The sequence below is a fragment of the Pannonibacter sp. SL95 genome (genome assembly GCF_026672425.1).
In the GTDB taxonomy this organism is placed as follows: domain Bacteria; phylum Pseudomonadota; class Alphaproteobacteria; order Rhizobiales; family Stappiaceae; genus Pannonibacter.
In genome coordinates, this window is sequence record NZ_JAPPRC010000003.1 from 1221978 (window position 1) to 1247837 (window position 25860).

General features: G+C 63.6%; 27 protein-coding genes. 11 read left to right on the top strand and 16 right to left on the bottom strand.

The window, feature by feature from the left end; all coding sequences use genetic code 11:
- Positions 1 to 313 precede the first annotated feature (313 nt).
- From OVA12_RS06330 to trhO, 8 genes are all read left to right on the top strand, one after another.
- Entirely contained in the window at positions 314 to 892 is a 579-nt protein-coding gene (locus OVA12_RS06330; protein ID WP_268135504.1) for an RNA polymerase sigma factor, read from the top strand.
- Between the two features lie 48 nt (positions 893 to 940).
- Complete coding sequence (locus OVA12_RS06335; protein ID WP_106753028.1) at positions 941 to 1165, top strand: RebB family R body protein; 225 nt, start codon at positions 941 to 943, stop codon at positions 1163 to 1165.
- Between the two features lie 441 nt (positions 1166 to 1606).
- Positions 1607 to 2299, top strand: a complete 693-nt coding sequence (locus OVA12_RS06340) for a hypothetical protein (protein ID WP_268135507.1) — start codon at positions 1607 to 1609, stop codon at positions 2297 to 2299.
- An 89-nt stretch (positions 2300 to 2388) separates the two neighbouring features.
- Entirely contained in the window at positions 2389 to 2916 is a 528-nt protein-coding gene (locus tag OVA12_RS06345; RefSeq protein ID WP_268135509.1) for a hypothetical protein, read from the top strand.
- The gene (locus OVA12_RS06350) at positions 2885 to 3778 is read left to right on the top strand and encodes a hypothetical protein (protein WP_268135511.1); all 894 of its coding nucleotides are present in this window, start codon (positions 2885 to 2887) and stop codon (positions 3776 to 3778) included. Before OVA12_RS06345 ends, OVA12_RS06350 begins: the two co-directional genes overlap by 32 nt.
- A gap of 127 nt (positions 3779 to 3905) precedes the next feature.
- A complete protein-coding gene (locus tag OVA12_RS06355) occupies positions 3906 to 4226 on the top strand; it encodes a RebB family R body protein (RefSeq protein ID WP_268135512.1) in 321 nt (106 codons plus the stop codon).
- A 170-nt stretch (positions 4227 to 4396) separates the two neighbouring features.
- A complete protein-coding gene (locus OVA12_RS06360; protein ID WP_106753023.1) occupies positions 4397 to 4726 on the top strand; it encodes a RebB family R body protein in 330 nt (109 codons plus the stop codon).
- A gap of 139 nt (positions 4727 to 4865) precedes the next feature.
- Positions 4866 to 5657 carry an oxygen-dependent tRNA uridine(34) hydroxylase TrhO gene (gene trhO, locus OVA12_RS06365; protein ID WP_326493889.1) on the top strand — a complete coding sequence of 264 codons (792 nt, stop codon included), beginning with the start codon at positions 4866 to 4868 and terminating at the stop codon, positions 5655 to 5657.
- 15 nt (positions 5658 to 5672) lie between these two features.
- On the opposite strand, the gene OVA12_RS06370 is transcribed toward trhO, so the two are convergent.
- Both OVA12_RS06370 and OVA12_RS06375 read right to left on the bottom strand, forming a co-directional pair.
- Positions 5673 to 6557 (bottom strand): SMP-30/gluconolactonase/LRE family protein, encoded by an 885-nt coding sequence (locus OVA12_RS06370; protein WP_268135514.1) that lies wholly within the window; start codon positions 6555 to 6557, stop codon positions 5673 to 5675.
- Positions 6558 to 6611: 54 nt separating this feature from the next.
- Entirely contained in the window at positions 6612 to 7115 is a 504-nt protein-coding gene (locus OVA12_RS06375; RefSeq protein ID WP_106753020.1) for an Lrp/AsnC family transcriptional regulator, read from the bottom strand.
- Positions 7116 to 7264: 149 nt separating this feature from the next.
- On the opposite strand from OVA12_RS06375, the gene ald reads away from it, so the two are divergent.
- A complete protein-coding gene (gene ald, locus OVA12_RS06380; RefSeq protein ID WP_268135517.1) occupies positions 7265 to 8383 on the top strand; it encodes an alanine dehydrogenase in 1119 nt (372 codons plus the stop codon).
- Positions 8384 to 8479: 96 nt separating this feature from the next.
- Here the strand turns inward: ald and OVA12_RS06385 are convergent, their stop codons facing one another.
- The 4 genes from OVA12_RS06385 to OVA12_RS06400 all read right to left on the bottom strand — a co-directional run bounded on the left by OVA12_RS06385 (position 8480) and on the right by OVA12_RS06400 (position 11638).
- Positions 8480 to 8761: a glycine zipper domain-containing protein gene (locus OVA12_RS06385; protein WP_268135519.1), complete on the bottom strand. Its 282-nt coding sequence runs from the start codon at positions 8759 to 8761 to the stop codon at positions 8480 to 8482.
- 87 nt (positions 8762 to 8848) lie between these two features.
- A complete protein-coding gene (locus OVA12_RS06390; protein WP_268135521.1) occupies positions 8849 to 9118 on the bottom strand; it encodes a glycine zipper domain-containing protein in 270 nt (89 codons plus the stop codon).
- A 182-nt stretch (positions 9119 to 9300) separates the two neighbouring features.
- Positions 9301 to 10926, bottom strand: a complete 1626-nt coding sequence (gene pgi, locus OVA12_RS06395; protein WP_268135523.1) for a glucose-6-phosphate isomerase — start codon at positions 10924 to 10926, stop codon at positions 9301 to 9303.
- Positions 10927 to 11044: 118 nt separating this feature from the next.
- The gene (locus OVA12_RS06400) at positions 11045 to 11638 is read right to left on the bottom strand and encodes a PhnA domain-containing protein (protein ID WP_268135525.1); all 594 of its coding nucleotides are present in this window, start codon (positions 11636 to 11638) and stop codon (positions 11045 to 11047) included.
- Positions 11639 to 11819: 181 nt separating this feature from the next.
- On the opposite strand from OVA12_RS06400, the gene OVA12_RS06405 reads away from it, so the two are divergent.
- A complete protein-coding gene (locus OVA12_RS06405; protein ID WP_268135528.1) occupies positions 11820 to 12218 on the top strand; it encodes a rhodanese-like domain-containing protein in 399 nt (132 codons plus the stop codon).
- 21 nt (positions 12219 to 12239) lie between these two features.
- Here OVA12_RS06405 and OVA12_RS06410 read toward each other — a convergent pair whose 3' ends face one another.
- The 8 genes from OVA12_RS06410 to OVA12_RS06445 form a co-directional block, all read right to left on the bottom strand.
- Positions 12240 to 13178 carry a calcium/sodium antiporter gene (locus OVA12_RS06410; protein WP_268135530.1) on the bottom strand — a complete coding sequence of 313 codons (939 nt, stop codon included), beginning with the start codon at positions 13176 to 13178 and terminating at the stop codon, positions 12240 to 12242.
- 253 nt (positions 13179 to 13431) lie between these two features.
- Positions 13432 to 14070 carry a 2-dehydro-3-deoxy-phosphogluconate aldolase gene (locus tag OVA12_RS06415; protein WP_268135532.1) on the bottom strand — a complete coding sequence of 213 codons (639 nt, stop codon included), beginning with the start codon at positions 14068 to 14070 and terminating at the stop codon, positions 13432 to 13434.
- A gap of 43 nt (positions 14071 to 14113) precedes the next feature.
- Positions 14114 to 15934 carry a phosphogluconate dehydratase gene (gene edd / locus OVA12_RS06420; RefSeq protein ID WP_268135534.1) on the bottom strand — a complete coding sequence of 607 codons (1821 nt, stop codon included), beginning with the start codon at positions 15932 to 15934 and terminating at the stop codon, positions 14114 to 14116.
- 186 nt (positions 15935 to 16120) lie between these two features.
- A complete protein-coding gene (gene zwf / locus OVA12_RS06425) occupies positions 16121 to 17593 on the bottom strand; it encodes a glucose-6-phosphate dehydrogenase (RefSeq protein WP_268135536.1) in 1473 nt (490 codons plus the stop codon).
- 165 nt (positions 17594 to 17758) lie between these two features.
- Positions 17759 to 18553 (bottom strand): ATP-binding cassette domain-containing protein, encoded by a 795-nt coding sequence (locus OVA12_RS06430; protein WP_268135538.1) that lies wholly within the window; start codon positions 18551 to 18553, stop codon positions 17759 to 17761.
- Positions 18550 to 19623, bottom strand: coding sequence for an ABC transporter permease (locus OVA12_RS06435; protein WP_268135540.1), 1074 nt, complete (start codon positions 19621 to 19623; stop codon positions 18550 to 18552). The genes OVA12_RS06430 and OVA12_RS06435 overlap by 4 nt, the downstream gene beginning before the upstream one ends.
- An 86-nt stretch (positions 19624 to 19709) precedes the next feature.
- Positions 19710 to 20726 carry a sugar ABC transporter substrate-binding protein gene (locus OVA12_RS06440; RefSeq protein WP_442793817.1) on the bottom strand — a complete coding sequence of 339 codons (1017 nt, stop codon included), beginning with the start codon at positions 20724 to 20726 and terminating at the stop codon, positions 19710 to 19712.
- Positions 20727 to 20831: 105 nt separating this feature from the next.
- Positions 20832 to 22124, bottom strand: a complete 1293-nt coding sequence (locus OVA12_RS06445) for an ROK family transcriptional regulator (RefSeq protein ID WP_268135542.1) — start codon at positions 22122 to 22124, stop codon at positions 20832 to 20834.
- Between the two features lie 540 nt (positions 22125 to 22664).
- On the opposite strand from OVA12_RS06445, the gene OVA12_RS06450 reads away from it, so the two are divergent.
- A complete protein-coding gene (locus OVA12_RS06450; protein ID WP_268135545.1) occupies positions 22665 to 24326 on the top strand; it encodes a long-chain-fatty-acid--CoA ligase in 1662 nt (553 codons plus the stop codon).
- 66 nt (positions 24327 to 24392) lie between these two features.
- On the opposite strand, the gene OVA12_RS06455 is transcribed toward OVA12_RS06450, so the two are convergent.
- Complete coding sequence (locus tag OVA12_RS06455) at positions 24393 to 25103, bottom strand: ATP-binding cassette domain-containing protein (RefSeq protein WP_268135547.1); 711 nt, start codon at positions 25101 to 25103, stop codon at positions 24393 to 24395.
- Positions 25104 to 25119: 16 nt separating this feature from the next.
- Positions 25120 to 25773, bottom strand: coding sequence for an FtsX-like permease family protein (locus OVA12_RS06460; RefSeq protein WP_268135549.1), 654 nt, complete (start codon positions 25771 to 25773; stop codon positions 25120 to 25122).
- Positions 25774 to 25860 lie beyond the last annotated feature (87 nt).

Genomic DNA, 25860 nt, shown 5'->3' on the forward strand with positions numbered 1-25860 from the left:
GTGTGGCGTGCTGGTTGTATTTGAGTTGCATTTCCGCAATCAAGGGTAGATTTCCGCCGTCGGTCTGTCAGTTCTTTCCAGTCAGATGATGCATGTAGGTCACCCACAGGAACGACTGCTTCCGGCCATTCAAACACAGCGTTATTCTAAAGAAAAACATGCCTAACAAATTCCTAACGTATCGCATATTTAAATAAAAAATCTTCGGATCTAATGTCACGAAGGAATATCTTCAGCGTCTCTGAGAGCACAAGGCCGTAAAAGAGCCAAATGCGCAGGGAGACAGTCCGTGGACGAGATCAGGAAGCGCGCGATGTTGGAAACGATGCCTGCCGGTGGCCTCTGGTCGAGCTGGATTGACGATGGCCCGGTGCTGCGGCGCAGGGCAATGCGGTTGACCCGAGGCGATCGGGAAGAGGCGGAAGACCTGCTCTCGTCGACGCTGATCAAGGCGATCAGTCACGTGGAGCGGACCGACACGCAGGTTCGTGAGCCGCGCGCATTTCTGCTGTTCGCCCTGAAGAACGAATACATCTCGAGGTTGCGGCGGCGGAATTCGGAGCGGCAAGTCCGCGATTTCTCGGCCGACATCTACGAGGACAGCACGGCAGACATGGCCGACAGCCGCCCGAGCCAGGAACATCTTCTCTGGCAGCAGGAAGCGCTCGCCAGGGTGATGCGGCTGATCGACCGGTTGCCGGAGGAGCACCAGAGGATCTTCGAGATGCGCTTCTGCGATGAGCTGGGCTACCGCGAGATCGCTGCTGACCTGGGTATTTCGGAGGCCCTGGCGCGCAAGCGGGTACAGAACCTGCGGCAGATGCTGCGAGCAGGTCTCGAACATGCGGAAGAGCCGAAGCTGATCCCGCCGCCGTCACGGCGGAAAGGGTGAAACGTCCAGAGGGATACGGCAATCGCGAGCTGAACAGGAAAATCTACCATGGTCGATCTTGTAAACGCACAAATCACCGATGCAGTCACCCAGACCAATGTGAAGGTTGTGGCGGAGGCGCCGGCCCAGGCGATCGCCAGTCTGTATCAGGTCAGCAGCCATGCGACCGGTCTTTCGATCCAGAACGCCGTGCACAGCCAGCAGGCCATGAACCAGATCATGACGGCGGTCGTGTCGAAAGCAGTGCAGCTGATCATGGACATCGGAGAGTAGCGGCTGCGCGCCACGGGCCGGAGCTATTTCCCGGCCGGCGTGACGGAAGCGCCCCTCGTCCTGTTGCGGTAACCCGCCGGCGGTCAGTGGACCTGTCGCCGGGATCGATTCCACGGGAGACGGATCATGTGGCTGGCGTCAGGACTCCAGCGTCTGAAGTCATTCTTTGACGGACCGCCGCAAGCCGCTCCAGCTGGTGCGGAGCACGGTGCGGATTGGGCCGACGGCGGAAACGATGGCTGGACTGCCGATTGGGTGCCCGACCGGCCGCGGCGGCGCCTGACTGCTGATGGTCTTGCCGGAGCGCCGAACGGAACGCGCGCCACGGCACATGTCATGGAAGGGGCCTCGCGTGGGGCGAGCGTCAGCCGTCCGCGCCCGCAAACCGACGCGCCCACCACAAGCAACCGGGAAACCCGCGACAAACAGGGAAGGTCTGACATGGACATTCAGGGTCAAGGCAGCCTGGCCGCCGAAGGCAGGATGAACGGAGCGGCTGCACATGGTGCATTCGCCGCCCTGTCGGAAGACAACGACGCGCCGGCGCGACCGCAGAGGATGACCGGCGAGGACATGGTGCGCCGCAGTCCTGCCCCGAGCCGGAGTGCTGAACCGGCCATCGCCCTTGCGGCAGCACCAGGCGGTGGTGGCAAGGGCACGGGCGGGCTTGGTGCCGGTATCGGCGGCAATGGTCTTGGTGACGGGGGCGGCGATGGTACGGGCGATGATCCTCCGGCGCCTCCCGCGCCTCCTGCCCCTCCCGCGCCATCGGGTGGCAGTACCTCGGCACTGAACCAGCAGGTGGTTCAGGCCGTCCAGTTTTCCAATACGGAGAACCTTGCCTATGGCATGAAGATGGCCGTAACGCCGCCGGAAATCATGGTGGGTCAGACCACCGGGCAGGCGGTGCAGGATGCAGCCAGTTACATGAACGCCATCATGCAGATCGCGGTCGCAGCCCAGGCCATTGCGATCAAGAAGGCCGCGCAGGGTCCTGTTGGTGAAGCCGAGGCGGTCCCGCTGCTGGCTGAAATCCAGAGCATGGTGACCGCCGCCGTGCAGGTCTACGGGTCCGTGAGCACGACGGCCGGCCAGTCGGCCCAGACGATCTTCAGCGATCTCAAGACACCCTGACCGTCTCATCGGTCCGGACACGACCAGACCCTTGCGAAGCAGTCTTCGCCGGGCAGGGACCACGCATGCCCGAAAAAGGAGCGGTGATCATGGAACTCGAAATCAATGTCATCTGTACCGAACTGGACAGCCTGCTGGCTGACTTTCTGACCAGCTGGGCCGAGGATCTGGGCAAGGAGCGCGACGCTGCCGAGCTTGAACGGCTCTACTGCATGTATCCGCGCGTGATCAGCCAGATCGCCAGCGCCCGGGCCTCGTTGTGGGGCGCAGACCAGATGATGGCGGTCGCCCGCAATCTGCGCTTTGCCCCGGCACCTGAAGTCGAGCTGCGGGCCATGCATGTGAGCGGTGGATGTGGCCATCCCTGCAGCTCCGGCGTGAGCGGGGTCTATGTCGCCCGCAGCGGCGATCATGGCTGCCGCTGCCATGAACATGCGGATCCGCGCGGTACTGAGCGGACCTCCGACCGGGATGTGATCCGTCCGTCTGACCGTGACTATGAGCGGGAAGTCAGCAGCGCAACCGCAAGGGCTTCGGGCCGGGATGCCGGCCGCGAGGATGACCGCAATTCCGAGGAGAGCAGCGATGACCGAAACGCTGATCGTTTCCGCGCCTGAAACCCCGACGCTCGTCGCGCCGAACGTTGTGGCACCAACGGTTCCGATCCCGACCGCTGATGCGCCCGAAGTGACTGCGCCCGTGGTGCCCGTGCCCAAGATCGAGGTGATGGTTGGCGGGGTTCCCGAGCCGGAAACCCCGCCGCCCGCATCTGCTGCGCCTGCGGCATCTGCCAGCGGCAGCGAACCGTCCGTTGCCCAACCTGCGGTGCCCCCGGTGGCGCCTGGCCCGGCGGGTGATCCTGCTGCTGCTGCGGCGGCGGGATCGGGGCCGGCGTCCGGGCTCAGCGTGCCGGAAGGCGACCAGCTGATGCGCCGCCTCCTGCAGGATCATCTGAAAGTGGCGGCCTTGCAGGCGGGATATCAGGCCGTTTCCCGCTCATTGCCGGCCATTCTGGCAGCCGGAATTGAAGCCGGGCGTCAGAAGCGCGCGGCTGATGCGGCGTTCGAGCAGGGCATCGCGACAGCGGCCAAGATCCTGGCTGCCACGCGCGATACGGCCGCGCAGCTGTCGACCTCGATGCGCAGCGAGCACGAAACCATGCTGCGTCTCCTGTCGGACAAGGACCTGCTCGGACAGCTCACATCATCTGCCTCTGTCGCACTCGCCGCAGCCAACACGCTTGGACATGGGCTCGGGGCACCCCCGGGGAGTGAACCGGCACCAGCAGCCGGACAAGGGCAACCTGCAGCCCAGGCAGGTGCCATGCCCCAGGCGACGCCCAGGGGCATGGCCATGCAGATGAACCAGAGAATGGGCGATGTCCGCGGGGTCGTTGCCCAGGAAGTCGACCGGAAGATCTCCGGTCTGCTGGCCCAGCTTGCCGCCCGACTGGAGCAGAAACGCGCCGGCCGGGGATAGGTGCATTGGGGTGAAATCCCGAAAAAGAATAACAAAAATAATGAGTTAGTTTTCACGTAAGCCAAGTTCAGGCGTCGATATGAAGGCAACGGGGAGGGCATCACCCCCCGCAATCAGGAGCAAACAGATGGCCGTACCTGTCACCGTGAATCCGATGGTCACCGACGCCGTGACCCAGTCCAACCTCAAGGTCGTGGGCGAAGCCCCGGCGATCGCCATCAGCACGCTGTATCAGGCGATGGCGCATTCCACAGGCATCCTGTTCCAGAATGCCGTGCAGGCGCAGCAGCAGCAGACCTCGCTGGCCCAGGCCGCGGTCAACCAGGGCATCATGCAGATCTATTCGCTCGACACCACGGCTGCCGCCGGTGCGACCGAAAAGATCGCCCAGACCGGCACGAGCGACAGCCTGACCAGCCTGCTGACGATCCTCAACTCGTTCAGCTGACCGGATCGCCGTGGCCCCCGCCGGCCTGGCAACCCCAGGCCGGACACGCATCGCGATCGACTGAAAAGATAAAGAAACCCAGTGCTTTCCCGTCACAACACCCCATCAGGGGCGTCCTATCAGATGCAAAGGCCGAGTGACGAGCGGCCACCCTCAAAGGAGCAAGACCCATGGCAGATCCCGTAACCGTCAACCCGATGGTCACCGATGCGGTGACGCAGTCCAACGTCAAGGTCGTGGGTGAAGCCCCGGCCATTGCCATCAGCACGCTGTACCAGGCGATGGCGCACTCCACCGGCATCCTGTTCGAGAATGCTGTGCAGGCGCAGCAGCAGCAGACGTCGCTGGCCCAGGCTGCTGTCAACCAGGGCATCATGCAGATCTACTCGCTCGACACCACGGCTGCCGCCGGTGCGACCGAGAAGGTCGCCCAGACTGGCGTTGCCGACAACCTCACCAGCCTTCTGACCGTTCTGAACGCCTTCAGCGGCGGTCGCTGACGGCATCCTCCCGGCTTCCTCCCGGGACCAAACTGGGACGCTTTCCGCTGGCTCCCTGGCCGGAGGCAAGCGTTCCTTTTTGCGTTTTGCCAGCTTTGGGGGCATACAGTCCGCATCCAGACCTTGCTGACGCCGGACCATGACCCAGTTTCTTGTTGCTGCCCTTTACAAGTTCGTTCCGCTTGAGGACTACGCCGACCTTCGCCTGCCCCTCCACGAAGTTTGCACAACGAACGGGGTGTTTGGCAGTCTTCTGCTCGCGCGCGAGGGTGTGAATGGAACGATCGCCGGGCCTGAACAGGGGATCCGGGCGGTTCTGGAGCATATGCGCGGCGATCCGCGCCTTGCCGATCTGGTGCATAAGGAAAGCTGGTGCGAGCACATCCCGTTCAAGCGCATGAAGGTGCGGCTGAAAAAGGAGATCGTGACGCTGGGTGTTCCAAGCGTGGACCCGCGCAAGCACGTCGGCACCTATGTCTCGCCGCAAGACTGGAACAGCCTGATCAGCGAGCCGGATGTGCTGATCATCGACACCCGCAATGACTATGAATTCGCCTTCGGGACGTTCAAGGGCGCGGTCAATCCAGAGACACGGTCGTTCCGCCAGTTTCCGGACTGGCTCAAGCAGCAGCGCGATCTCGGCAAGGCCAGTAAGGTCGCGATGTTCTGCACAGGTGGCATCCGCTGCGAAAAGTCGACGTCCTACCTGATGGATCTGGGGATTGAGAACGTGTTCCACCTGGACGGCGGCATCCTCAACTATCTGGAGAAGATGCCGCAGTCCGAAAGCCTGTGGTCCGGCGAATGCTTCGTCTTCGACGAACGCGTCTCGGTCGACCATGACCTCAAGCCTTGCTGGGGCAAGGTCATCCCTGAAGCGGCCAAGGGCTTCGTCCGGGCCGGACGGGACGTCTCGGACGAAGCTGCCTGAGGACGCGGCGCGGGCTCAGGCCCGCGCGCCGAAGCGATAGGTGGGCAGGCCGCGTACGCCCGGTACGGCGTGGAACAGGCTGCCCGACTGCGGCGCTGCCTCAATGGCCGCTGCATCGTCCGGGCGCAGGCTCGTCAGCACCAGATCCGACAGGTCCGGGCCGCAGAAGCAGGGCATCGTCGGGCGCGGAACCGGAACGGCATAAGCCCCAATCTGCGTGCCATCTGGCGCAAAGCAGTTGAGAACACCCGCAGACACACCGGCATTCCAGTAGTTGCCGTTGCTATCAACGGTACCGCCATCCGGACGGCCGGTCTCGGTGACGAGCTGTGCGAAGCGGCGGCGGTTCGATGCCTCACCGCTGGCCGGGTCGAAATCCCAGGTGTCAATCCAGCCGGGGCCGCTGTCGGCGTGATACAGGGTGTGGCCGTCCGGCGACCAGGCCAGTCCGTTGGAGACGCGCAACTCGCCGATGATCCGGGTGAGGGATCCGTCAGGGCTGATACGATAGAGGCCACCAACAGGTTCGCGCGGGGTGCGGATGTCCATTGTGCCGACCCAGAAGGCGCCATCGGGGCCAACCTTGCCATCATTCAGCCGGGTATGCGGCAGGTCAGCTTCGATGCTGGCCAGATGCTCCCGGGCGCGGGTCGCCGGATCGAAGAGATAGACTTCGTCCCACTCTGCCACGACGAAGCGCCCGTCCGCTGCCAGCCCGAAGGAGCCGACCTCACGCTCGAAATGCCAGCTTGCCGTGAGGACGCGGCTTGCCCACTCCAGCGCATGGATCGTCTTGCCCTTGATGTCGACGAAGTAAAGCGTGCCGGTCTTCTCGTCCCAAGTCGGGCATTCGCCCAGGGCATAGCGGCCATCGAGCAGGCAGGTGAAGTCAAGCGACACGCGGAAACTCCTCAGATTTTCAATCGATTCAGGCTGGCCGGACTATAGCGGCGGTCAACCGGTGCGTCGACCGCCCTCGTCATTCGGCCGCCCCTGCGCGTCAAGCGAGAAGGCGGTCTTGCGGACAATGGGCCGGATGGCAAAGGAGGACTTCATGCGGGAGACGCCCGGCAGGCGGGCGAGGGTTTCGCGGTGGATGCGCTCGAAATCATTCGGGTCTTCTGCGGTCAGGCGCAGGAGATAATCCGCGTCTCCGGCCATCAGGTAGCATTCCATGATTTCCGGGTACTGCGCGACGGCCTGTTCAAAGGCATTGAGCACCTCGTTGGCTTGTCCGACCAGCGAGATCTCGACGAAGACGTCCATGCGCCGGCCGATCTTGCGCTGGTCCAGCAGGGCGACATAGCGGCTGATGACGCCGGTTTCCTCCAGCGCCCGCACCCGGCGCAGGCAGGCGGAGGCGGAAAGGCCGACCTTTTCGGCAAGATCTGCGTTCGGGATACGGCCATCCTGTTGCAGGACGGCGAGGATGCGCTTGTCGAGTCTGTCGAGCTTCATTGCGGAACTTTCGAATATTCTGCGAAGTTGAGGGTTTCAGTTCGCAGAATGTTGCGAGTTTACGTATTCCTTCGCATAGAACGCAATCCAATTCGAAAGCTGCTCCGCTACTGTCGACAAATCGAACTTAGTCCATAGGGGGGCAAGCAATGCGTATCGGTGTACCGAAAGAAATCAAAAACCATGAGTATCGCGTCGGCTTGACGCCAGATAGCGTCATGGAAGTCGTCGCGCATGGACACGAAGTATTTGTAGAAACCCAGGCCGGTGCTGGCATCGGAGCTGATGATGCAGCCTATGTCGCTGCTGGGGCCAAGATCCTCAAGACCGCTCGGGAAGTCTTTGACAGCGCCGAGATGATCGTCAAGGTCAAGGAGCCGCAGGCCGTCGAGCGCGCCATGCTGCGCCCGGACCACACGCTCTTTACCTATCTCCACCTTGCTCCGGATGCAGAGCAGACCGCTGACCTCGTCAAGTCGGGCGCGACCTGCATCGCCTATGAAACCGTCACCGACGGTCGCGGCGGTCTGCCGCTGCTGGCCCCGATGTCGCAGGTCGCTGGCCGCCTGTCGATCACGGCTGCTGCCAACGCGCTGCAGAAGGCCAACGGCGGTTCGGGCATTCTCGTCGGCGGCGTCCCGGGCGTTGCTCCGGCCAAGGTCGTTGTCATCGGCGGCGGTGTCGTTGGCGCGCATGCCATCACCATGGCTCTTGGCCTTGGCGCGGAAGTTACCGTTCTGGATCGCAACGTCGACGTTCTCGCCAGCCTGTCGCGCTCGTTTGGCTCTGCCCTGCGCACCGTCTACTCCACCAAGGCTGCTCTTGAGCAGTACGTTCTGGATGCCGACGTTGTCATCGGCGCGGTCCTGGTTGCCGGTGCTGCTGCTCCCAAGCTCGTCACCGCTGACATGATCAAGCGGATGAAGAACGGCTCCGTCGTCGTTGACGTCGCCATCGACCAGGGCGGCTGCTTCGAGACGGCGCATGCCACGACCCACGCCGAGCCGACCTATGTTGTCGACGGCGTCGTGCACTACTGCGTTGCCAACATGCCGGGCGCGGTTCCGCGCACCTCGACCTTCGCGCTCAACAACGTCACGCTGCCCTACACGCTGGCGCTGGCTGACCACGGTGCAAAGAAGGCGCTGCTGGCCAACCCGAACTTCCTGCCGGGCCTGAACGTCTACAAGGGCAAGGTCACCTGCAAGGCCGTGGCTGACGCACTTGGCTACGACTACGTCGCGCCGGAAGCGGCCCTGAGCGCCTGATTGCATCATCGGGTTAGCCCTAGAAAACAGAAAAGCCCCGGGTGACTGGCCCGGGGCTTTTTCCTTTGGGATTGTCCAGACATCAGGCTCTGCCGGTCAGGGGCAGGGGACCTTGTAGGGGTTCCGGTTGGCGTCGCGGGCGATGCATTCGCGTGGGGCGGTCGCAGCCCCGATCAGGCCACCGCCGACGGCACCGATGGCAGCGCCTGCCAGTGCTGCGCCAGCGGTCGAACCGGCTGCAGCGCCAATCGCTGCGCCCGTTGCAGCGCCAAGACCCCCGCCCACCAGAATCCGGTCGCGTTGGCTGGTGCTCGAACAGGCGGCAAGGCTGCCACAAATCAAGAGAACGGAAATGTGCGCGAGACGGCGCAATGCCATGCTGCGGTCTCCAGCGTCACGGAAAGGCAAGACGAGCCCGGCCGGGCGGCGAAAGCCAAACCCGGCGCGGGCCTTGATCTGATCCGATTACGGGCAAACCACGCGGTACGGACGGCCATACCGGTCGTAGGCAACGCAGTTCTTCGGAGTGGTTGCCGAGCCGACGATCGCGCCACCGGCACCGCCGATCACGCCGCCGACCAGAGCGCCGCCGACATCGCCGGTTGCTGCTGCGCCGATGATGGCGCCGGTCGCTGCACCCAGGCCACCGCCGACCAGAGCACGGTCACGCTGGCTGTCAGACTGGCAAGCGGCCAGTGCGAGGCCTGCCACGGCCAGGACTACAAACTTCTTCATCATGGGTCTCCCATAACCTGCGGACGAGGCGTCAATGTCCCGCAGCCAATGCCCTAGCCGATACTAGGCTAACTTGGCGATAATGCGGTGATCTAAATCACTTGGTCAACGCGCAGGGCCCCGGATTTGTTCCCGGGTCCCTGCGTCATGTTTGGGGCAGAAGCCTGCATCGCGCAAGAGCGTCAGTTCTGTTTGAGCGCCTGCAGCAGGCCGCGCGTGGAGCTGTCCTTCGCCGCCGGATCCGCTTCGCCCTTGACCATCGGCAGCAAGGCAGTCGCCAGTTCCTTGCCCAGCTCGACGCCCCACTGATCAAACGAGTTGATGCCCCAGATGACGCCTTCCACGAACACCCGGTGTTCATAGAGGGCAATCAGACGGCCGAGCGCAAAGGGCGTCAGCTGGTCGTGGACGATGGTGATCGACGGGCGATCGCCCGGGAACACCTTGTGCGGAGCCAGCTGATCGATCTCTTCCGGCGACAGGCCTGCGGCTGCCAGCTGAGCGCGGGCTTCAGCTTCGGTTCGGCCCAGCATCAAGGCTTCCGACTGAGCCAGGCAGTTGGCCACCAGCATTTCGTGGTGGTGGGCAAGGTCCGACTCATGCCCCTGCGCAGCGACGATGAACTCGCACGGGATCACCGTCGTGCCCTGGTGCAGCAGCTGGTAGAACGCGTGCTGGCCATTGGTGCCGGGCTCGCCCCAGACGAGCGGGCCGGTCTCGACGCTGACCGGAGCGCCATCGAGGGTCACGCCCTTGCCGTTCGATTCCATGTCGAGCTGCTGCAGATAGGCGGGCAGGCGCGACAGGCGCTGGTCATAGGGCAGGACGGCGCGGGCAGCATAGCCAAGCGCGTTGCGGTTCCAGACGCCAACCAGCCCCATCAGCATCGGCAGGTTGTCCTCGACCGATGCGGTCTGGAAATGCAGGTCCATGGCATGGGCGCCCTCGAGGAATTCCGCGAAGGCGTCCGGGCCAATGGCGATCATCAGCGGCAGGCCGATGGCCGACCAGACAGAATAGCGGCCGCCAACCCAATCCCAGAAGCCGAAGACGCGCGAGGGTTCGATGCCAAAGGCCGCGACCTTGTCGATAGCGGTGGAGACGGCAGCAAAATGGTCGCCCACGGCCCGCTCGCCGAGCGCATTGGCCACCCAGAGACGGGCGGAGCGGGCGTTGGTCATGGTCTCGATCGTGGTGAAGGTCTTCGACGCGACGATGAAAAGGGTTGTTTCCGAGTCGAGCGCCTTCAGCGTGTCGGCAAGATGCGCGCCGTCCACGTTGGAGACGTAATGCAGGCGCGGGCCATCATGGTAGGGCGCAAGCGCCAGGGTGGTCATGACCGGACCGAGATCCGAACCGCCGATGCCGATGTTGACGACATCGGTGAATGCCTTGCCCGTCGCGCCGGTGATCTCGCCGGCCCTGAGGCCTTCGGCAAAGTCCCCAAGCGTCGCCAGCACTTCGCGCACGTCCGGCATGACATCCTCGCCGTCGACGATGACCGGATTGTCGGACAGGTTGCGCAGGGCGGTATGCAGGACGGCGCGCTTTTCGGTCGCGTTGATCTTCTCGCCGGCGAACATGGCATCGCGGCGGGCTTCGACGCCGGCTTCACGCGCGAACCGGCAGAGCAGTGCCAGCAGCTCCGGCGTCAGGCGTGACTTCGAGAAGTCGATCAGGAGATCCGCGTCAGACCGGCTGAGTTCTGCGAAACGATCCGGGTTGGCGGCGAAGAGCTGCCGCAGGCTGGTGCCCTTGAGGGCTTCGGCGTGAGACTTCAGCGACTGCCAATGATCAGCGGTGAACATGCGAGCTCCTAAATCGATTTAAATCGAAATCCACCCTGAGGGCGGCGCGGGCTTGGGATAGCACAGACCGCTGCCGATTGCAGGCGGAAATGACCGGTTCCAGTTGGGGCTGCGTCCGTCAGGAGCTCTTCTTGACGAATTCGGTGAGGATGACGATCCGCTGGTCGTTGACCCGGCCTTCAATCTGTTCCGGATTGTCGGGAACAAGGGCAATGTTGCGCACGGCAGTGCCGCGCTTGGCGGTGAAGTTGGCGCCCTTGACCTTGAGATCCTTGATCAGGGTCACGGTGTCGCCGGCGTTCAGAACCGCGCCGAACGTATCCTTGTGCTGGCTGCCTTCGTCCGCGCCGGCCTCTGCTTCGGCCTTGGCATGGACCCAGGCCATCGTCTCTTCGTCGAGGTAGAGCTGCTCTAGGAGATCGCGAGCCCAGTCCTCGCTGCTCAGGCCTTCGAGCGTACGCCAGGCGACGACCTGGACAGCAGGCACCTGGCTCCAGGCGCTTTCTGTCAGGCAGCGCCACCGGTGATCGGGTTCTGCAACACCGTTCAGGCCGTCCCGGCACGCGCGGCAAGCGAGGATCGATTCGTCGGCAGTGTCGCCCGGTCGCGGAGCCACAGCAAAGGCAGCCAGTTCTGTGGTTGCACCGCAAAGCTCACAGCATCCGCCGGCCCGTGTGATCAGAAGGTCGCGCTCGGCGGCAGAAAGGGGCATTTGCAACTCCGGATCCTGAAGAATTTTGCGTCCCTTACGCCATTTGATCCGTTTGCGATAGGCCGTAGCTCTGCCTAGGCTGTTTTAGGCCGGGAAGGGCTTGTCAGGTTTGTAGGGCAGGCACCACTGTTGGCAAGAACAGAGGAGGTCCGCATTACGGCGGATACGCAAGGAGGGGCACATGCCACAGGAGATCACGACAGGCTATCAGGCGCTTCTGGATGCAGCCAATGCTCGGGTCAGGGCGGTGCCGCCGCAGGAGGCGAAATCGCTTCTGGGCCGGGAGGATCACATCTTCATTGATCTGCGCGATCCGCGCGAACTGGAGCGTGAAGGCATGATGCCCGGGGCCTTCCATTGCCCGCGCGGCATGCTTGAGTTCTGGATCGATCCGGCAAGCCCCTATCACAATGACGTCTTTGCCAGGGATGCGACCTTTGTCTTCTTCTGCGCGGGTGGCTGGCGTTCAGCGCTTGCGGCTGCAACAGCCCTCGATATGGGGCTGAAGCCGGTGGTGCACCTGGAAGGTGGCTTTTCCGCCTGGACGAAGGCCGGCGGCAAGGTGGAGCGGCGCGCCTGACGCGCGCCGGTCCTGAAGACGTCAGACTGCGGGTGTCTGTGTAAAGAGCCAGGCACAATAGCCGACATAGAGCAGCATGAAACTTGCGCCGATAGCCCGAGACAGGCTCTTGGCGGCGAGCAGCAGGGCGACCAGCATCAGCGTCACACCCAGCATCAGCGGAATGTCGAAGGCCGCCATCGTCGGTGCGATGGTGACGGGGTGCAGCACCGCCGTGATGCCCAGAATGCCCAGGATGTTGAAGATGTTCGAGCCGATGACATTGCCGATGGCAATTTCCGAATGCTTGCGGAACGCCGCCACCGCTGAGGTCGCCAGTTCCGGCAGGCTGGTGCCGACCGCGACGATCGTCAGGCCAATGACCGCTTCCGGAATGCCAAAGCTGCGGGCAATCGACGTTGCACCAGTGACAAGCAGGTCCGCGCCATAGACGAGGGCTGCCAGACCGACGACGATGAACGCCAGCTGCTGCCAGAGCGGCATGTTTGTCGGCTGACTGCCTTCGTCAGCATCCTGCTTGCCGGACAGGGCAGCGTAAGCGATGTAGCCAACAAGAGCAGCGAACATCAGGCCGCCCGTTAGGCGATCCAGTGCGCCCATGTAGCCGAGGCCGAGTGTCAGGACAGCAACTGCCAGCATGACGAAGAGGTCGCGCCGGATGCCGGGGATGGACGTCGGGATCGGATAGATAACCGCCGCAATGCCGAGGATGAGCAGGATGTTGGCCGTGTTGGACCCAACCACATTGCCGACAGCAATGTCAGGCGATCCGGCAAAAGCTGCCTTCAGCGAAACAACCAGCTCCGGCATCGAGGTGCCAAATCCGACGACCGTCAGGCCGATAAGCAGGGGAGACATGCCGAGACGGGCAGCCAGTGCGACAGCGCCGCGGACGAGCCCTTCGCCACCGGCGAAGAGCAGGACGAGGCCGACCAGGAGGAAAACGATATCAAGCGCCATTGCGTGGCATGTCCCTTGTTCAAACATGTGCCGGATCGGCCGGCGGTGACGGATCGTCGCTGCCGTATTCACACGACAGACCTGAATCCGAGCGAATTGTGGCTGGGTGCGAGGGGTGCCGCTGAAAATACGTGAAACCCCTTACGACCGCCCGCCGTTGCCGCGCGGACATAAGGAAGACGGGCAGCCTTTTCAAGGCCGCCCGCGCGGATTGTGGCAACTTTTTGGCGAAGGGGGAGTCGACGTTCCCCGATTACCGCGGCAAGCCTGCTGCTTCACGCGCCCGAGCTTCGATGCCGGACCAGTCTCCAGCCTCGATCGCCTTTGCGTCGGCAATCCAGGATCCGCCGACGCACAGGACATTCGGCAGGGCAAGATAGGTCGGAGCCTTGTCGAGGCTGATGCCGCCGGTCGGGCAGAATTTCACCTGCGACAGCGGCGAAGACAGCGACTTGAGATAGGCAGCGCCGCCGGCCTGTTCGGCCGGGAAGAACTTCAGCCGCAGGTAACCGCGTTCGATCAGGGCCATGACTTCCGATGCGGTCGCAGCGCCAGGCAGCAGCGGGACATCATGGTTCGCGGCAGCATCCAGCAGTTTCGGGGTCGCGCCCGGAGACACGATGAACTTTGAACCGGCCTTTACCGCGGCCTCATACTGTGCGGCATCCAGAACGGTGCCGGCACCGGGGATCGCCCCTTCAACATGATCGGCAACGGCCTTGATGGCCTCGAGCGCACGCGGGGTCCGCAGAGTGATCTCGATTGCCGGCAGACCGCCCCGGACCAGAGCTTCTGCCATCGGCACGGCGCTCTTCGGATCATCGACGATCAGTACCGGGATGACGGGGGCTGCACGCATGACAGCTTCGATACGGGCGGTATCCTGGGCCATTCCTGAATTTCCTTATGCAATGATGGTCGGGGTGCCGGTACGATCAGGCACCGAAGACATGAGCCCCTTCGTCCGCGGTGCCAACGAGGGCGCGGAAGCCGGCGAACAGGTCGCGGCCGACGCCGAACTGGTTGGCGGACAGATCCTGCGTCGCCAGCGGCCGGGCATTGAAGGTCGCCTCATCCACCAGCACTTCCAGCGTTCCGGTCACCGCGTCAACACGGATGATGTCACCGTCCTGAATACGGGCAATGGAGCCGCCGGCGCAGGCCTCCGGCGTCACGTGGATTGCGGCAGGAACCTTGCCGGAGGCACCGGACATGCGACCGTCGGTGACGAGGGCAACCTTGTGACCACGGTCCTGCAGGATCCCGAGCGCGGGCGTCAGCTTGTGCAGTTCCGGCATGCCGCAGGCCTTGGGGCCCTGGAAGCGGACAACGGCGACAATGTCCGACGTCAGTTCGCCTGCCTTGAAGGCTGCCTGCAGCGCGTCCTGGGAGTGGAAGACACGGGCCGGAGCCTCGATGATGTGCCGCTCCGGCGCCACGGCCGAGATCTTGATGACCGCACGGCCAAGGTTGCCGGTCAGCATCTTCAGGCCGCCATTGGACTGGAATGCCTTGCCGAGGGGCGCGAGCACCTTTTCGTCGCCGGACTGGGCCGGGGACGGATCCTTGCGCAGGCTGCCATCGTCGTTGAGATGCGCTTCGACCGTGTAACCATCGAGGCCGGTGCCGTTCACTGTCCGCACGTCCTTGTGCAGGAACCCACCCGACAGAAGCTCACGGATCAGGAAGCCCATGCCGCCTGCCGCCTGGAAGTGGTTCACATCGGCCTTGCCGTTGGGGTAGACGCGGGCGAGCAGGGGGACGGCGTCGGACAGGTCCGAAATATCGTCCCAGGTCAGCTTGATGCCGGCCGCATTGGCCATGGCAACAAGATGCATGGTGTGGTTGGTCGAGCCACCGGTGGCATGCAGGCCGACGACACCGTTGACCACGGCGCGTTCATCAATCACCTCACCGACCGGTGTGTATTCATTGCCGGATGCGGTAATGGCGAGCGCACGCTTGACGGCTTCGCGGGTCAGCGCGTCGCGCAGGGGAGTGTTCGGGTTGACGAAGGACGCGCCCGGCAGGTGCAGGCCCATGATCTCCATCAGCATCTGGTTGGAGTTGGCCGTGCCGTAGAAGGTGCAGGTGCCCGGGCCGTGGTAGGACTTGCTTTCGGATTCCAGCAGTTCCTTGCGCCCCACCTTGCCCTCGGCAAAGAGCTGGCGAACCTTGGCCTTCTCATCGTTGGAGATTCCGGTGGTCATCGGACCGGCCGGGATGAACACGGCAGGCAGATGGCCGAAGGACAGGGCGGCCATGACGAGACCAGGGACGATCTTATCGCAGATGCCGAGGAATACGGCCGCGTCGAACATCTGGTGTGACAGGCCGATCGCGGCGCTCATGGCGATGACATCGCGCGAAAACAGAGACAGCTCCATCCCGTCCTGGCCCTGGGTGACGCCGTCGCACATGGCCGGCACGCCGCCGGCGACCTGCGCCACAGCTCCTGCCTCGCGCGCGGCCTGCCGGATCAGTTCCGGATAGGTCTCGTAGGGCTGGTGGGCGGACAGCATGTCGTTATAGGCGGTGATGATGCCAAGGTTCGGCACCACGTCGCCGGCAAGGGCGGCCTTGTCGGACGGGCCGCAAGCGGCAAAGCCGTGGGCGAGGTTGCCGCACGCCAGTCGCGAGCGCACCGGGCCCTTCTCAGCGGCTGCGCGGATGCGGTCCAGGTACAGCGCGCGGCTGTCATGGCTGCGGCGAGCGATGCGTTCGGTGACTTCACCGATGCGAGCGTGAATGGTCATGGACCTCTCCCTCAGGCTGCCCCCGATGCCGTCCCCAGCCCAGTGCCGATATCGGGGTCACGCGAATGCGCGATGCAAGCAGTTGATTTCAATCGATTTAAAGCTAGTGCCGGAAAAGGCCCCCGAAGGGCCTTGCCGTGCCGCCGGTCCGGTGACGGCGGCGTCTCGCCGTCACCGTTTTCGGTATCAGATGCCGTCTTCGGCCCAGGTGCGGCCATCGCGTTCGATCAGGGCGATCGAGGCGGACGGGCCCCAGGTGCCGGAGGTGTAGGCCTTTGGCTGGTCCTTGGCTGCCGCCCAGGACTCCAGGATCGGGTCAACCCAGGCCCAGGCTGCGTCCACCTCGTCGCGGCGCATGAAGAGGGTCTGGTTGCCGCGGATGACATCCATGATCAAACGCTCATAGGCATCCGGATTGCGGACCTTGAAGGCATCGGCAAAGCTCATGTCCAGCGGCACCTGGCGCAGGCGCATGCCGCCCGGGCCCGGATCCTTGATCATGACCTGCATCTTGACGCCCTCATCCGGCTGCAGGCGGATGATGAGACGGTTGGCGGAAATGACGCCCGCTTCCGGCCCGAAAATCGAATGCGGGATCGGGCGGAACTGCACGACGATCTCGGACACGCGCGTCGCCAGCCGCTTGCCGGTGCGCAGATAGAACGGCACGCCGGCCCACCGCCAGTTGGCGATCTGGGCCTTCAGGGCCACAAACGTCTCGGTCAGGCTGTCGTCGCGGCCGAGTTCGTCGAGATAGCCGGGAACGGCGCCGCCTTCGGATGCACCGGCCTTGTACTGGCCGCGCACGATGTGCTTTTCGGCCAGTTCCGGCGTGATCGGCGCGAGCGCCTTCAGAACCTTCAGTTTCTCATCGCGCACGCTGTCGGCATTCATGGACTCCGGCGGCTCCATGGCGACAAGGCAAAGCAGCTGCAGGATGTGGTTCTGCACCATGTCGCGCAGTGCGCCGGCCGTGTCGTAGTAACCGGCACGACCGCCGACGCCGAGCGACTCGGCGACGGTGATCTGGACGTGGTCGATGTGGGCAGCGTTCCACAGCGGCTCGAACAGGGCATTGGCAAAGCGCAGCGCCATGAGGTTCTGCACCGTCTCCTTGCCGAGATAGTGGTCGATACGGAAGATCTGGTGTTCCTTGAACACCTTGCCGATGCTCTCGTTCAGGGCATGAGCAGAGGCGCCGTCCTTGCCGATCGGCTTTTCGATGACCACGCGCGTGTTGGCAGTGACCAGCCCATGCCGGCCGATGCCATCGCAGATGGTGCCGAAGAAGTCGGGTGCCACGGCCAGGTAGAAGGCCCGGATGACTTTCGGGCGCTTGGCGAGGATTGCGCCGAGTTCGGCCCAGCCTGCATCGGTTGCAACGTCGATGGCGATATAGATAAGCCGGTCGAGGAAGCGCTTCAGCGCGCCCGGCTCCAGATCCTTGACGTGCTCGCCGAGCGCGCCTTCCGCCCAGGCCCGGTATTCCTCGCCCGAGAACTCGCGGCGGGAGGTGACGACGATGCGTGCGCCGGCCGGAAGCTGGCCATCGAGATCGCGATGATACAGGGCGGGCAGCAGCTTGCGGTGCGCAAGGTCACCGGTGCCTCCGAACACCACCAGGTCGAAATCATCCACCTCGATCACGCGTACGGCCATTAGCCAGATCTCCCGAGACAGGCGCCAAATCAGGGCAGCCAGAAATTTTCAATCGTTTTAATAAGGGAAGCGGTTCTTTTGTGCAATGCCGAAGGACGCAGACTTCCGTTACGGCGAAAGCCCGCCGGAGGAGCTGGCGGGCCAGCGCGTGGAGCACGGCGCAGATCAGGCTGCCAGATCCTGCGGCGGTTCCTTTGCCCCGGTCATGATGGCCACGGCATCGGACATGCTGTAGTCCTGCGGGCGGATGACGCAGGCGCGCCTGCCGAGGCGGTGGATGTGGATCCGGTCCGCCACCTCGAACACATGCGGCATGTTGTGGCTGATCAGGACAATCGGCAGACCACGGGCGCGCACGTCCTTGATGAGGTCGAGCACACGCCGGCTTTCCTTCACGCCCAAGGCGGCGGTTGGCTCATCCATGATCACCACCTTTGACCCGAAAGCGGCGGCGCGGGCGACCGCGATGCCCTGGCGCTGCCCGCCGGAGAGGGTCTCCACCGCCTGATTGATGTTCTGGATCGTCAGGAGACCCAGTTCGCTCAGCTTTTCGCGGGCGATCCGCTCCATTGCCTTGCGGTCGAGGGTGCGCAGATACTTTCCGAGAAAGCCGGGCTTGCGGATCTCCCGCCCCATGAACAGGTTGTCGGCGATGGACAGGGCAGGGGAGAGGGCCAGGTTCTGGTACACTGTCTCGATCCCTGCCTCACGGGCCTGCATCGGTGAGGTGAAGTTGATTGTCTGGCCCTCGAGCCGGATCTCGCCCTCGTCCGGCGTTACGGCACCGGAAATGGCCTTGATCAGTGTCGACTTGCCAGCGCCGTTGTCACCGATCACGGCCAGGATCTCGCCGGGATAGAGGTCAAAGTCGGCGTGATCGAGCGCGACGACGCGGCCATAGCGCTTGACGAGGCCGCGGGCTGTGAGAACCGGCGCGGGGTGAGCGTGGGTCTGGCTCATGACGCAACCTTTCTGATCCACTGGTCAATGGCGACGGCGGCGATGATCAGCGCGCCGATGAGGAGATAGGTCCACTGCGGGTCGGTGCCGATGAGGCGCAGGCCCAGCGAGAACACGCCAACGATCAAGGCCCCGAAGATCATGCCGAGGATCGACCCGCGGCCGCCAAAGAGCGAGATGCCGCCGATCACCACGGCCGTGATGGATTCGATGTTGGCGAACTGGCCGGCCGTCGGCGACACCGAGCCGATGCGGCCGATCAGGGTCCAGCCGGCAAAGGCGCAGATCAGGCCAGCCAGTGTGTAGACCGAGATCCGGACCCTGGAGACCCGGACGCCTGCCAGTTCGGCGGCATCGGGGTCATCGCCAATGGCATAGACATGGCGGCCCCAGGCGGTGTGGTTGAGCAGGTAGTTGAACAGCAGCACCAGCAGGATCATCAGGATGACGCCGTAGGTGAACACCGCGCCGCCGATATTGATCTTCTCGCCGAAGAACTGGAGGATCGGCGCTTCAGCCGAGATGTCCTGGCTGCGGATCGTTTCGTTCGCTGAATAGAGGAAATTCGAGGCCAGCACGATCTGCCACATGCCGAGCGTGACGATGAAGGGTGGCAACCGCATGACGGCAACCAGAACGCCGTTGATGAAGCCGCACAGCGCCCCGACTGCCAGGCCGCAGAGCACAGCAATTTCCGCCGGCAAGCCGTATCGGAAGGTGAACTGCCCCATCACCACCGACGACAGCACCATGATCGCGCCGACTGAAAGGTCGATGCCGGCGGTGAGGACCACCAGCGACTGCGCGACGCCGACGATGCCGACGACGGCAACCTGCTGCAGGATCAGGGTGAGTGAAAACGGGGTGAAGAACTTCTCGCCGAGGATGATGCCGAAGATCAGCACCGATGCGCTCAATACGATCAGCGGAACGCCGGCCGGGTTGGCATGAAGGGCGTGTTGCAGCCGCGCCAAGGGCGATCGGTCCTGGGTTTCGAAACTGGCGACGCGCGTGGCGCTGCCCTCCAGTCCCTTTTCGAAATCTTGTCGCGCCGGACTTTGTTCGCTCATGCTCTCCCCCTCAGCGTGGCTGGCCAGTGATCCCCGGCCCGTGAGGCCGGGGATCTGGTGTCAGGTCAGGTCAGACGGCGCCAGGGTCAGCCCCAGCACTTGTTGAGACCTTCCTTGGTGTCGATCGACTGAACGCCGGCAGCCGGCTTGTCGGTGACCAGCGAAACGCCGGTGTCGAAGAAGGCCTTGCCTTCGGTCGGCTTCGGCTTCGCGCCGGTGTCGGCAAAGGTCTTGATGGCTTCGATGCCAAGGGCCGCCATCAGCAGCGGATACTGCTGCGACGTGGCACCGATGACGCCTTCGGCAACGTTCTTCACGCCCGGGCAGCCGCCGTCGACGGACACGATCAGTACGTCCTTTTCACGGCCCACGGCCTTGAGCGCCTCATAGGCACCGGCAGCGGACGGCTCGTTGATGGTGTAGACGACGTTGATCATCGGATCCTTGGTCAGGAGGTTTTCCATCGCCTTGCGTCCGCCTTCCTCGTTGCCCGAGGTGACTTCGTTGCCGACGATGCGCGGATCCTTTTCGTCGCCCCACTTGTTCGGGTCGGCGACGTCAATGCCGAAACCGGTCAGGAAGCCCTGATCGCGCAGTACGTCGACCGACGGCTGGCTGATGGACAGGTCCAGCATGGCGATCTTGGCGTCCTTGGTCTTGTCGCCCAGCGTTGCCTTGGCCCAGGACCCGATCAGCGTGCCGGCCTTGAAGTTGTCGGTGGCGAAGGTCATGTCGGCGGAGTCGATCGGCTCCAGCGGGGTGTCGAGTGCGATCACCAGAATGCCGGCGTCGCGCGCCTGCTTGACGCTGTCGACAATGGCCTTGGTGTCCGATGCCGTGATGAGAATGCCTTTCGCGCCGTCGGCGATGCAGGTCTCGATGGCAGCGACCTGGCTTTCATGGTCGCCATCGATCTTGCCGGCATAGGCCTTGAGCGTGACGCCAAGCTCGGCGGCCTTGGCGGTCGCGCCTTCCTTCATCTTGACGAAGAAGGGATTGGTATCGGTCTTGGTGATCAGGCAGGCGCTGGTTCCGGCTGCCTGCGCGGGCATTGCGCCCATGGCGGCGAGAATGGAACCGGCGAGAAGCATCTTGCGGATCATTGGTTTTCCTCCCTGGCCGTTGGCAACAGTCCTCCCGTCCGCAGGCCGACCAGTTGCCTGCAGGGCGATTTCGGGCGTGCAGCGCACGCATGTCCAGTTTCCCCGTCAATCCCGGGGCAGCATCTCCGGTCGTGCGTTGCCGTTCACGGCAACTGCCTGGGCCCCACCAGTCAGGATCGAGGCCCTTGGAGAGAAGTTGAAGAACATCGGCAGGCTGGCGGCGCCAAGCGCACCGGCATCCTGACCGAAACTGCCGCGTGCAACGCGCGGCGCGTGCCTTGCCTCCGGCGCTCCAGCCTCCAGGGCCGCCTGCAGCCGGGCGAGCAGCGTCGTCAGCAGGCCGCCATCGACATCGCAGTCGACCACGACCAGCGGCACATCCAGCAGGGCGTGTCCGGCCTGGATCGTCGGGGTCAGGGCGTCAATGCAGTCGTCAAGCCATTCGGCCACTTCCGGCCGGCCAGCCGAGATCGCCTGTTCGAGATCGGAGCGCAGGGGCCGCAGGCCCGTGCCCGGCGTCAGATGACGGGCCAGCGCACCCAGCGAGGCCCGTGTCAGCAGGATATCCCACTGTCCCTTGGGCCGTGGCGCACTGGCGAGACGGCTCGGCAGGACCGGCATGACGGCAACATCGGCTGCGTTGCCGGTGCGGCCGCGAACCACATCGCCGTGCAGGATCAGGCCACCGCCGATGGCCGGGCCAATGAACAGGTACAGAAAGTCGTCTTCATTGCGTCCGATGCCATAAAACAGCTCTGCGACAGCGGCGGCGGTGCCGTCGTTCTCTGCGAAAACCGGCAGCCGGGTCGCCTGCTCCAGTGCCGAGGCCACATCGACCTCGTCCCACGGTTTGAAGTTTTCCGCCGGCAGACCAAGTTCCCGCAGCCAAGCGCCCAGGTTGAAGGGTTGCGCCAGGCCAATTCCGGTGATGCGCCGGCGCTCGGCCGGCGTGAGCAGTTCATGCAGGCCTTCGATGTCGCGCCGCATGATGTCGATGGCCTTGTCCGGAACTGGCAGGACCATGTCATGTGCGCTGCGTCCGATGACGCGGCCTGCAAAATCGACCAGCACGGTTTCGATGCCAGCGCGGCCGAGCCGGACGCCGAAGCCGAAGGCCCCGCGCGGTGCCAGACGCAGCATTGTCGCCGGCTGTCCCCGGCCACCATCATGGCGCTTGCCGACGTCCTCGATCAGTCCCTCGGTGTCGAGATCCTGAATGATTGCACCAATCGCTGCATTTGTGAGGTTGGCGGCACGCGCAAGATCTGCCTTCGAGGCCTCGCCGGCGCGCCGCAGGATCTGCAGCACAAGGCGCTCATTGTACCGGCGCAATTGGGCCGAGTTGCTGCCGCGCCCCGCCCCTGTGCCCGACTGTCCGGCTGTTCCTGCCCTGCTCATTCAGCGTCCTCCCTGCCGGGAAAGTTCCGCCGGCAGCACCGAATAATTATTGTTGGATTAATTAATAGACGCGACGCCGTCTGGGTCAATGAGGAAACTGTTTTGCAGTGCCGCATTTCGACGGTGCGATGCGAGAAAGATCAGGAAAGCCCTGCGGCATGCACGTAAGAAACATCGGTTTGCGCCCCTATCGTGCCGCCGGGTGCGGTCACGGTGCCGTTCTCCCCGAGGTTGCGCTTGGCCACATCCTGACGCAAATTTATTTAGCTGCAAGGTGTTTTGTTGACAGTACATGCTGACTGGCATCAGCCTGTGCGCAGAGCATGATTTTTTGGCCAGGTGCCGTTACGTTGCGGGTTGACGCAAACGGAAGGCCTGATCAAAGCTGACGCTGACTGTTCTGGACAGAAGGGAACACCCTCCTGCCTGCGGACTGTACGACGGGGAAGGACATCCGGGTGACCGGATCGGCGGGTTGAGGAGCCCGCTGACGTCGGCGGACTGGACGAGGCAGGCGGAATAACCACGGTGGAGACCGCCATGACGACTGCGGAGGAATTTGGCCCGGTATTCCGGGCGCGTGCGGTGCATGAGTATCTGGAGGAGACTGTTCGCAGCTATGGCAAAAGCCGGGCTGTCGACTTCCTGGGCAAGACCTGGACCTATGCCGAGATCGGCGCACTGACGAACCGCACGGCGGCCGGTCTGCAGGCCATGGGCGTGACCAAGGGCACCAAGGTCGGGCTCTGCCTGCCCAACACGCCCTACTACACGATCTTCTATTTCGCGCTGCTCAAGATCGGCGCCACGGTGGTCAACTTCAATCCGCTCTATGTCGAGCGCGAGATCGCCTTCCAGACCCGTGATGCCGATGCGCGCATCATGGTGACGCTGGATCTCAAGGTGATCTACGACAAGGTCGAGGCCGTCCGCCGCGACGGCATGCTCGAGAAGATCATCGTCTGCCCCTTCACAGATATCCTGCCGCAGCCGAAGAAATTCCTGTTCTCGCTGTTCAAGGGCAAGGAACGGGCAAAGGTTCCGGACGATGCCGCGCATATTCCTTTTGCCTCGCTCCTGACCCGGGGCGGCAAGGTCACGCCTGTTGCCATCAATCCGGAGGAGGACGTGGCCGTCCTGCAGTACACCGGCGGCACCACCGGTGTGCCGAAGGGGGCGATGCTGACGCATGCGAACCTTTCGGCCAATATCGAGCAGATGAAGCTGGTTTTCCATGCCGCCGAGATGGGCAAGGAAAAGATGCTCAGCGTGCTGCCGTTCTTCCACGTCTTTGCCATGACGGTGGCGCAGAACCTTGCCGTGGTGCTTGGGGCGGAAATGGTGCTGATGCCGCGGTTCGAGCTGAAGATGCTGCTCGACACGATCAAGCGCACCCGGCCCACCCTGTTCCCGGGCGTGCCGACGATCTACACCGCGATCAACAACTCGCCGATGACGGCCAATTACGACCTCACCTGCATCAAGCTCTGCCTGTCGGGCGGTGCGCCGCTGCCGGTTGAGGTGAAGGAAAAATTCGAGAAGCTGACCCATTGCGTTCTGGTCGAAGGCTATGGCCTCACGGAGTCCTCGCCGGTTGCCGCCGTGAATCCGCTTGATGACACGCGTCGTGCCGGTTCGATCGGCCGGGCCGTGAGCTGGACCACCATCGAGTTCCGTGCCCTTGATAATCGCTCGGTGGCGGTTGCGGAAGGCGAAAAGGGCGAGCTCTGCATCAAGGGTCCGCAGGTGATGAAGGGCTACTGGAAGCGGCCGGACGAAACCGGGCAGAGCATCGAGGACGGTTTCCTGCACACCGGCGACGTTGGCTACCGCGATCCGGATGGCTTCATCTACCTGGTTGATCGCATCAAGGACCTGATCCTGTGTTCCGGCTACAACGTGTACCCTCGTGTGATCGAGGAAGCGCTGTATCAGCACCCGGCGGTCGAGGAGACGATCGTGATCGCTGTTCCTGACGAGTATCGCGGACAGGCGCCAAAGGCCTTCATCAAGGTTCGCGGTGGGCATTCCGTCTCGGCCGATGACATCAAGACCTTCCTGAAGGGACATCTGTCTGCCATCGAACTGCCGCGCGAGATCGAGTTCCGCGAAGCGCTTCCGAAGACCATGGTCGGCAAACTGTCCAAGAAGGAACTGGTCGAGGAGGAAGCCGCCAAGCGGGCGAAGGCACCAGCGGCCTGAACCTTCTCATTTTGCTCGACTGAACCTGCAGAAAGCCCTCGTCCGGTCGTCCGGGCGGGGGCTTTGTCATGCTGCGTGCCGGGTGGTGTCGGACTTGAGGCGTCCGTCTTCCATGACGATGATCCGGTCGGCAAGGTCGAGGATCCGGTTGTCATGGGTCACCATCAGGATGGTGGTGCCCGTGCTGCGGGCGCGTTGCAGGAACAACTGCACCACTGCAAGGCCGCTGTCCTTGTCGAGCGCCGCCGTCGGCTCGTCGGCAAAGATCAAGGGCGGGTTCGCCACCAGCGCGCGGGCGATGGCCACACGCTGTTTCTGTCCGCCGGACAGGCGGGAGGGGAGATAGTTGAGGCGCTCGCCGAGCCCGAGCTCGCCCAGCATGGCGCGGGCTTTGCTCTCCCAGTCTCTCATCGCTGCCCGGCCATGCACCTCAAGTCCCATGCGCACGTTTTCCAGCGCGGTCAGGCTTTCGTGCAGATTGTGCGCCTGGAAGATGAAGCCGAGCTGGCGCCGGCTGGTGATCAGTGTTGCCTCGCTCGCTCCGGACAGTTCCCGTCCCAGCAGACGAATGCTGCCGGACTGCACCGAGCGCAGGCAGCCGGCCAAGGTCAGCAGGGTTGTCTTGCCGGAACCGGACGCGCCCATGAGAATGACGAGTTCACCCGGCTTCAGCGTCAGGTTGATGTCATGCAGCACCTGCTTCTGTGCCTCGCCCTCGCCGAACCAGTGATTGAGTCCCATGACGGTGAGGACATCGGAGCTGGAATGCGCGTTCATGCGTTGGATCCTCGCATCAGAACAGGTCAGCCGGGTCGGCAGCATTGAGGCGCCGGGTGGCAAGCGCGCCGGAAAGTGCACAGGCGGCAATTGTGCCGATCAGCACCGCGCTGGCCCGCATCATGTTCATCTCGAGCGGCAATCCGGTTGCCTTCGAGACCACGGCGTAAAACCCGGTGGCGATGAGGAGGCCCGGCACGAAGCCGAGCAGGGCCAGCAGCACGGCTTCTTCAAAGACGATGCCAAGGAAGAACCGGCGCGGATAGCCCATCGCCTTGAAAGTCGCATATTCCTTCAGGTGATCGGCGACGTCGGTCGACAACACCTGATAGACGATGATGATCCCGACCAGCATGCCGATGATGACGCCAAAGCCGAAGACGACGCCGACCGGACGCTTTGTCGTCTGGTAGCTTTGGTCCTTGGCTATGGCGCTCGCGAGCGTCTCGACGCGGGTGTCTTCCGCTGGCAGCACCTGGCGCAGGTCTGCGGCGACAGGGTTTGCCAGCGTCCCGTCCGTCTTGCGCAGCAGGATGTGGTTCGGTGCGCCGGGGCTTCTGGCGGGAAACAGCCGCATGAAGGTCTGGTCCGAGACGATCAGATAGCCATCTGCTTCGAAACCGCCACCGATCCGGAAACCGCCGATCAGATCCAGTTGCCGGCCGGTCAAGCTCCAGTGACACGGGGCTGGTGAGCGAGGCACCGGCGAAACGGGAGCTGTCCAGCGTGCGCGCTGCCATGTCGAGCAGGGCGGTAT

Excerpts from the sequence above, each read along its gene's own strand:
- OVA12_RS06350 (WP_268135511.1), top strand. The coding sequence starts at position 2,885 with ATGACCGAAACGCTGATCGTTTCCGCGCCTGAAACCCCGACGCTCGTC.
- OVA12_RS06375 (WP_106753020.1), bottom strand. The coding sequence starts at position 7,115 with ATGAAGCTCGACAGACTCGACAAGCGCATCCTCGCCGTCCTGCAACAG.
- OVA12_RS06410 (WP_268135530.1), bottom strand. The coding sequence starts at position 13,178 with ATGGCGCTTGATATCGTTTTCCTCCTGGTCGGCCTCGTCCTGCTCTTC.
- OVA12_RS06345 (WP_268135509.1), top strand. The coding sequence starts at position 2,389 with ATGGAACTCGAAATCAATGTCATCTGTACCGAACTGGACAGCCTGCTG.
- OVA12_RS06450 (WP_268135545.1), top strand. The coding sequence starts at position 22,665 with ATGACGACTGCGGAGGAATTTGGCCCGGTATTCCGGGCGCGTGCGGTG.
- trhO (WP_326493889.1), top strand. The coding sequence starts at position 4,866 with ATGACCCAGTTTCTTGTTGCTGCCCTTTACAAGTTCGTTCCGCTTGAG.
- OVA12_RS06360 (WP_106753023.1), top strand. The coding sequence starts at position 4,397 with ATGGCAGATCCCGTAACCGTCAACCCGATGGTCACCGATGCGGTGACG.
- OVA12_RS06445 (WP_268135542.1), bottom strand. The coding sequence starts at position 22,124 with ATGAGCAGGGCAGGAACAGCCGGACAGTCGGGCACAGGGGCGGGGCGC.
- zwf (WP_268135536.1), bottom strand. The coding sequence starts at position 17,593 with ATGGCCGTACGCGTGATCGAGGTGGATGATTTCGACCTGGTGGTGTTC.
- OVA12_RS06415 (WP_268135532.1), bottom strand. The coding sequence starts at position 14,070 with ATGGCCCAGGATACCGCCCGTATCGAAGCTGTCATGCGTGCAGCCCCC.
- OVA12_RS06390 (WP_268135521.1), bottom strand. The coding sequence starts at position 9,118 with ATGAAGAAGTTTGTAGTCCTGGCCGTGGCAGGCCTCGCACTGGCCGCT.
- OVA12_RS06340 (WP_268135507.1), top strand. The coding sequence starts at position 1,607 with ATGGACATTCAGGGTCAAGGCAGCCTGGCCGCCGAAGGCAGGATGAAC.
- pgi (WP_268135523.1), bottom strand. The coding sequence starts at position 10,926 with ATGTTCACCGCTGATCATTGGCAGTCGCTGAAGTCTCACGCCGAAGCC.
- OVA12_RS06405 (WP_268135528.1), top strand. The coding sequence starts at position 11,820 with ATGCCACAGGAGATCACGACAGGCTATCAGGCGCTTCTGGATGCAGCC.
- OVA12_RS06400 (WP_268135525.1), bottom strand. The coding sequence starts at position 11,638 with ATGCCCCTTTCTGCCGCCGAGCGCGACCTTCTGATCACACGGGCCGGC.
- ald (WP_268135517.1), top strand. The coding sequence starts at position 7,265 with ATGCGTATCGGTGTACCGAAAGAAATCAAAAACCATGAGTATCGCGTC.
- OVA12_RS06330 (WP_268135504.1), top strand. The coding sequence starts at position 314 with ATGTTGGAAACGATGCCTGCCGGTGGCCTCTGGTCGAGCTGGATTGAC.
- OVA12_RS06455 (WP_268135547.1), bottom strand. The coding sequence starts at position 25,103 with ATGAACGCGCATTCCAGCTCCGATGTCCTCACCGTCATGGGACTCAAT.
- OVA12_RS06385 (WP_268135519.1), bottom strand. The coding sequence starts at position 8,761 with ATGGCATTGCGCCGTCTCGCGCACATTTCCGTTCTCTTGATTTGTGGC.
- edd (WP_268135534.1), bottom strand. The coding sequence starts at position 15,934 with ATGACCATTCACGCTCGCATCGGTGAAGTCACCGAACGCATCGCTCGC.
- OVA12_RS06440 (WP_442793817.1), bottom strand. The coding sequence starts at position 20,726 with ATGATCCGCAAGATGCTTCTCGCCGGTTCCATTCTCGCCGCCATGGGC.
- OVA12_RS06430 (WP_268135538.1), bottom strand. The coding sequence starts at position 18,553 with ATGAGCCAGACCCACGCTCACCCCGCGCCGGTTCTCACAGCCCGCGGC.
- OVA12_RS06355 (WP_268135512.1), top strand. The coding sequence starts at position 3,906 with ATGGCCGTACCTGTCACCGTGAATCCGATGGTCACCGACGCCGTGACC.
- OVA12_RS06435 (WP_268135540.1), bottom strand. The coding sequence starts at position 19,623 with ATGAGCGAACAAAGTCCGGCGCGACAAGATTTCGAAAAGGGACTGGAG.
- OVA12_RS06335 (WP_106753028.1), top strand. The coding sequence starts at position 941 with ATGGTCGATCTTGTAAACGCACAAATCACCGATGCAGTCACCCAGACC.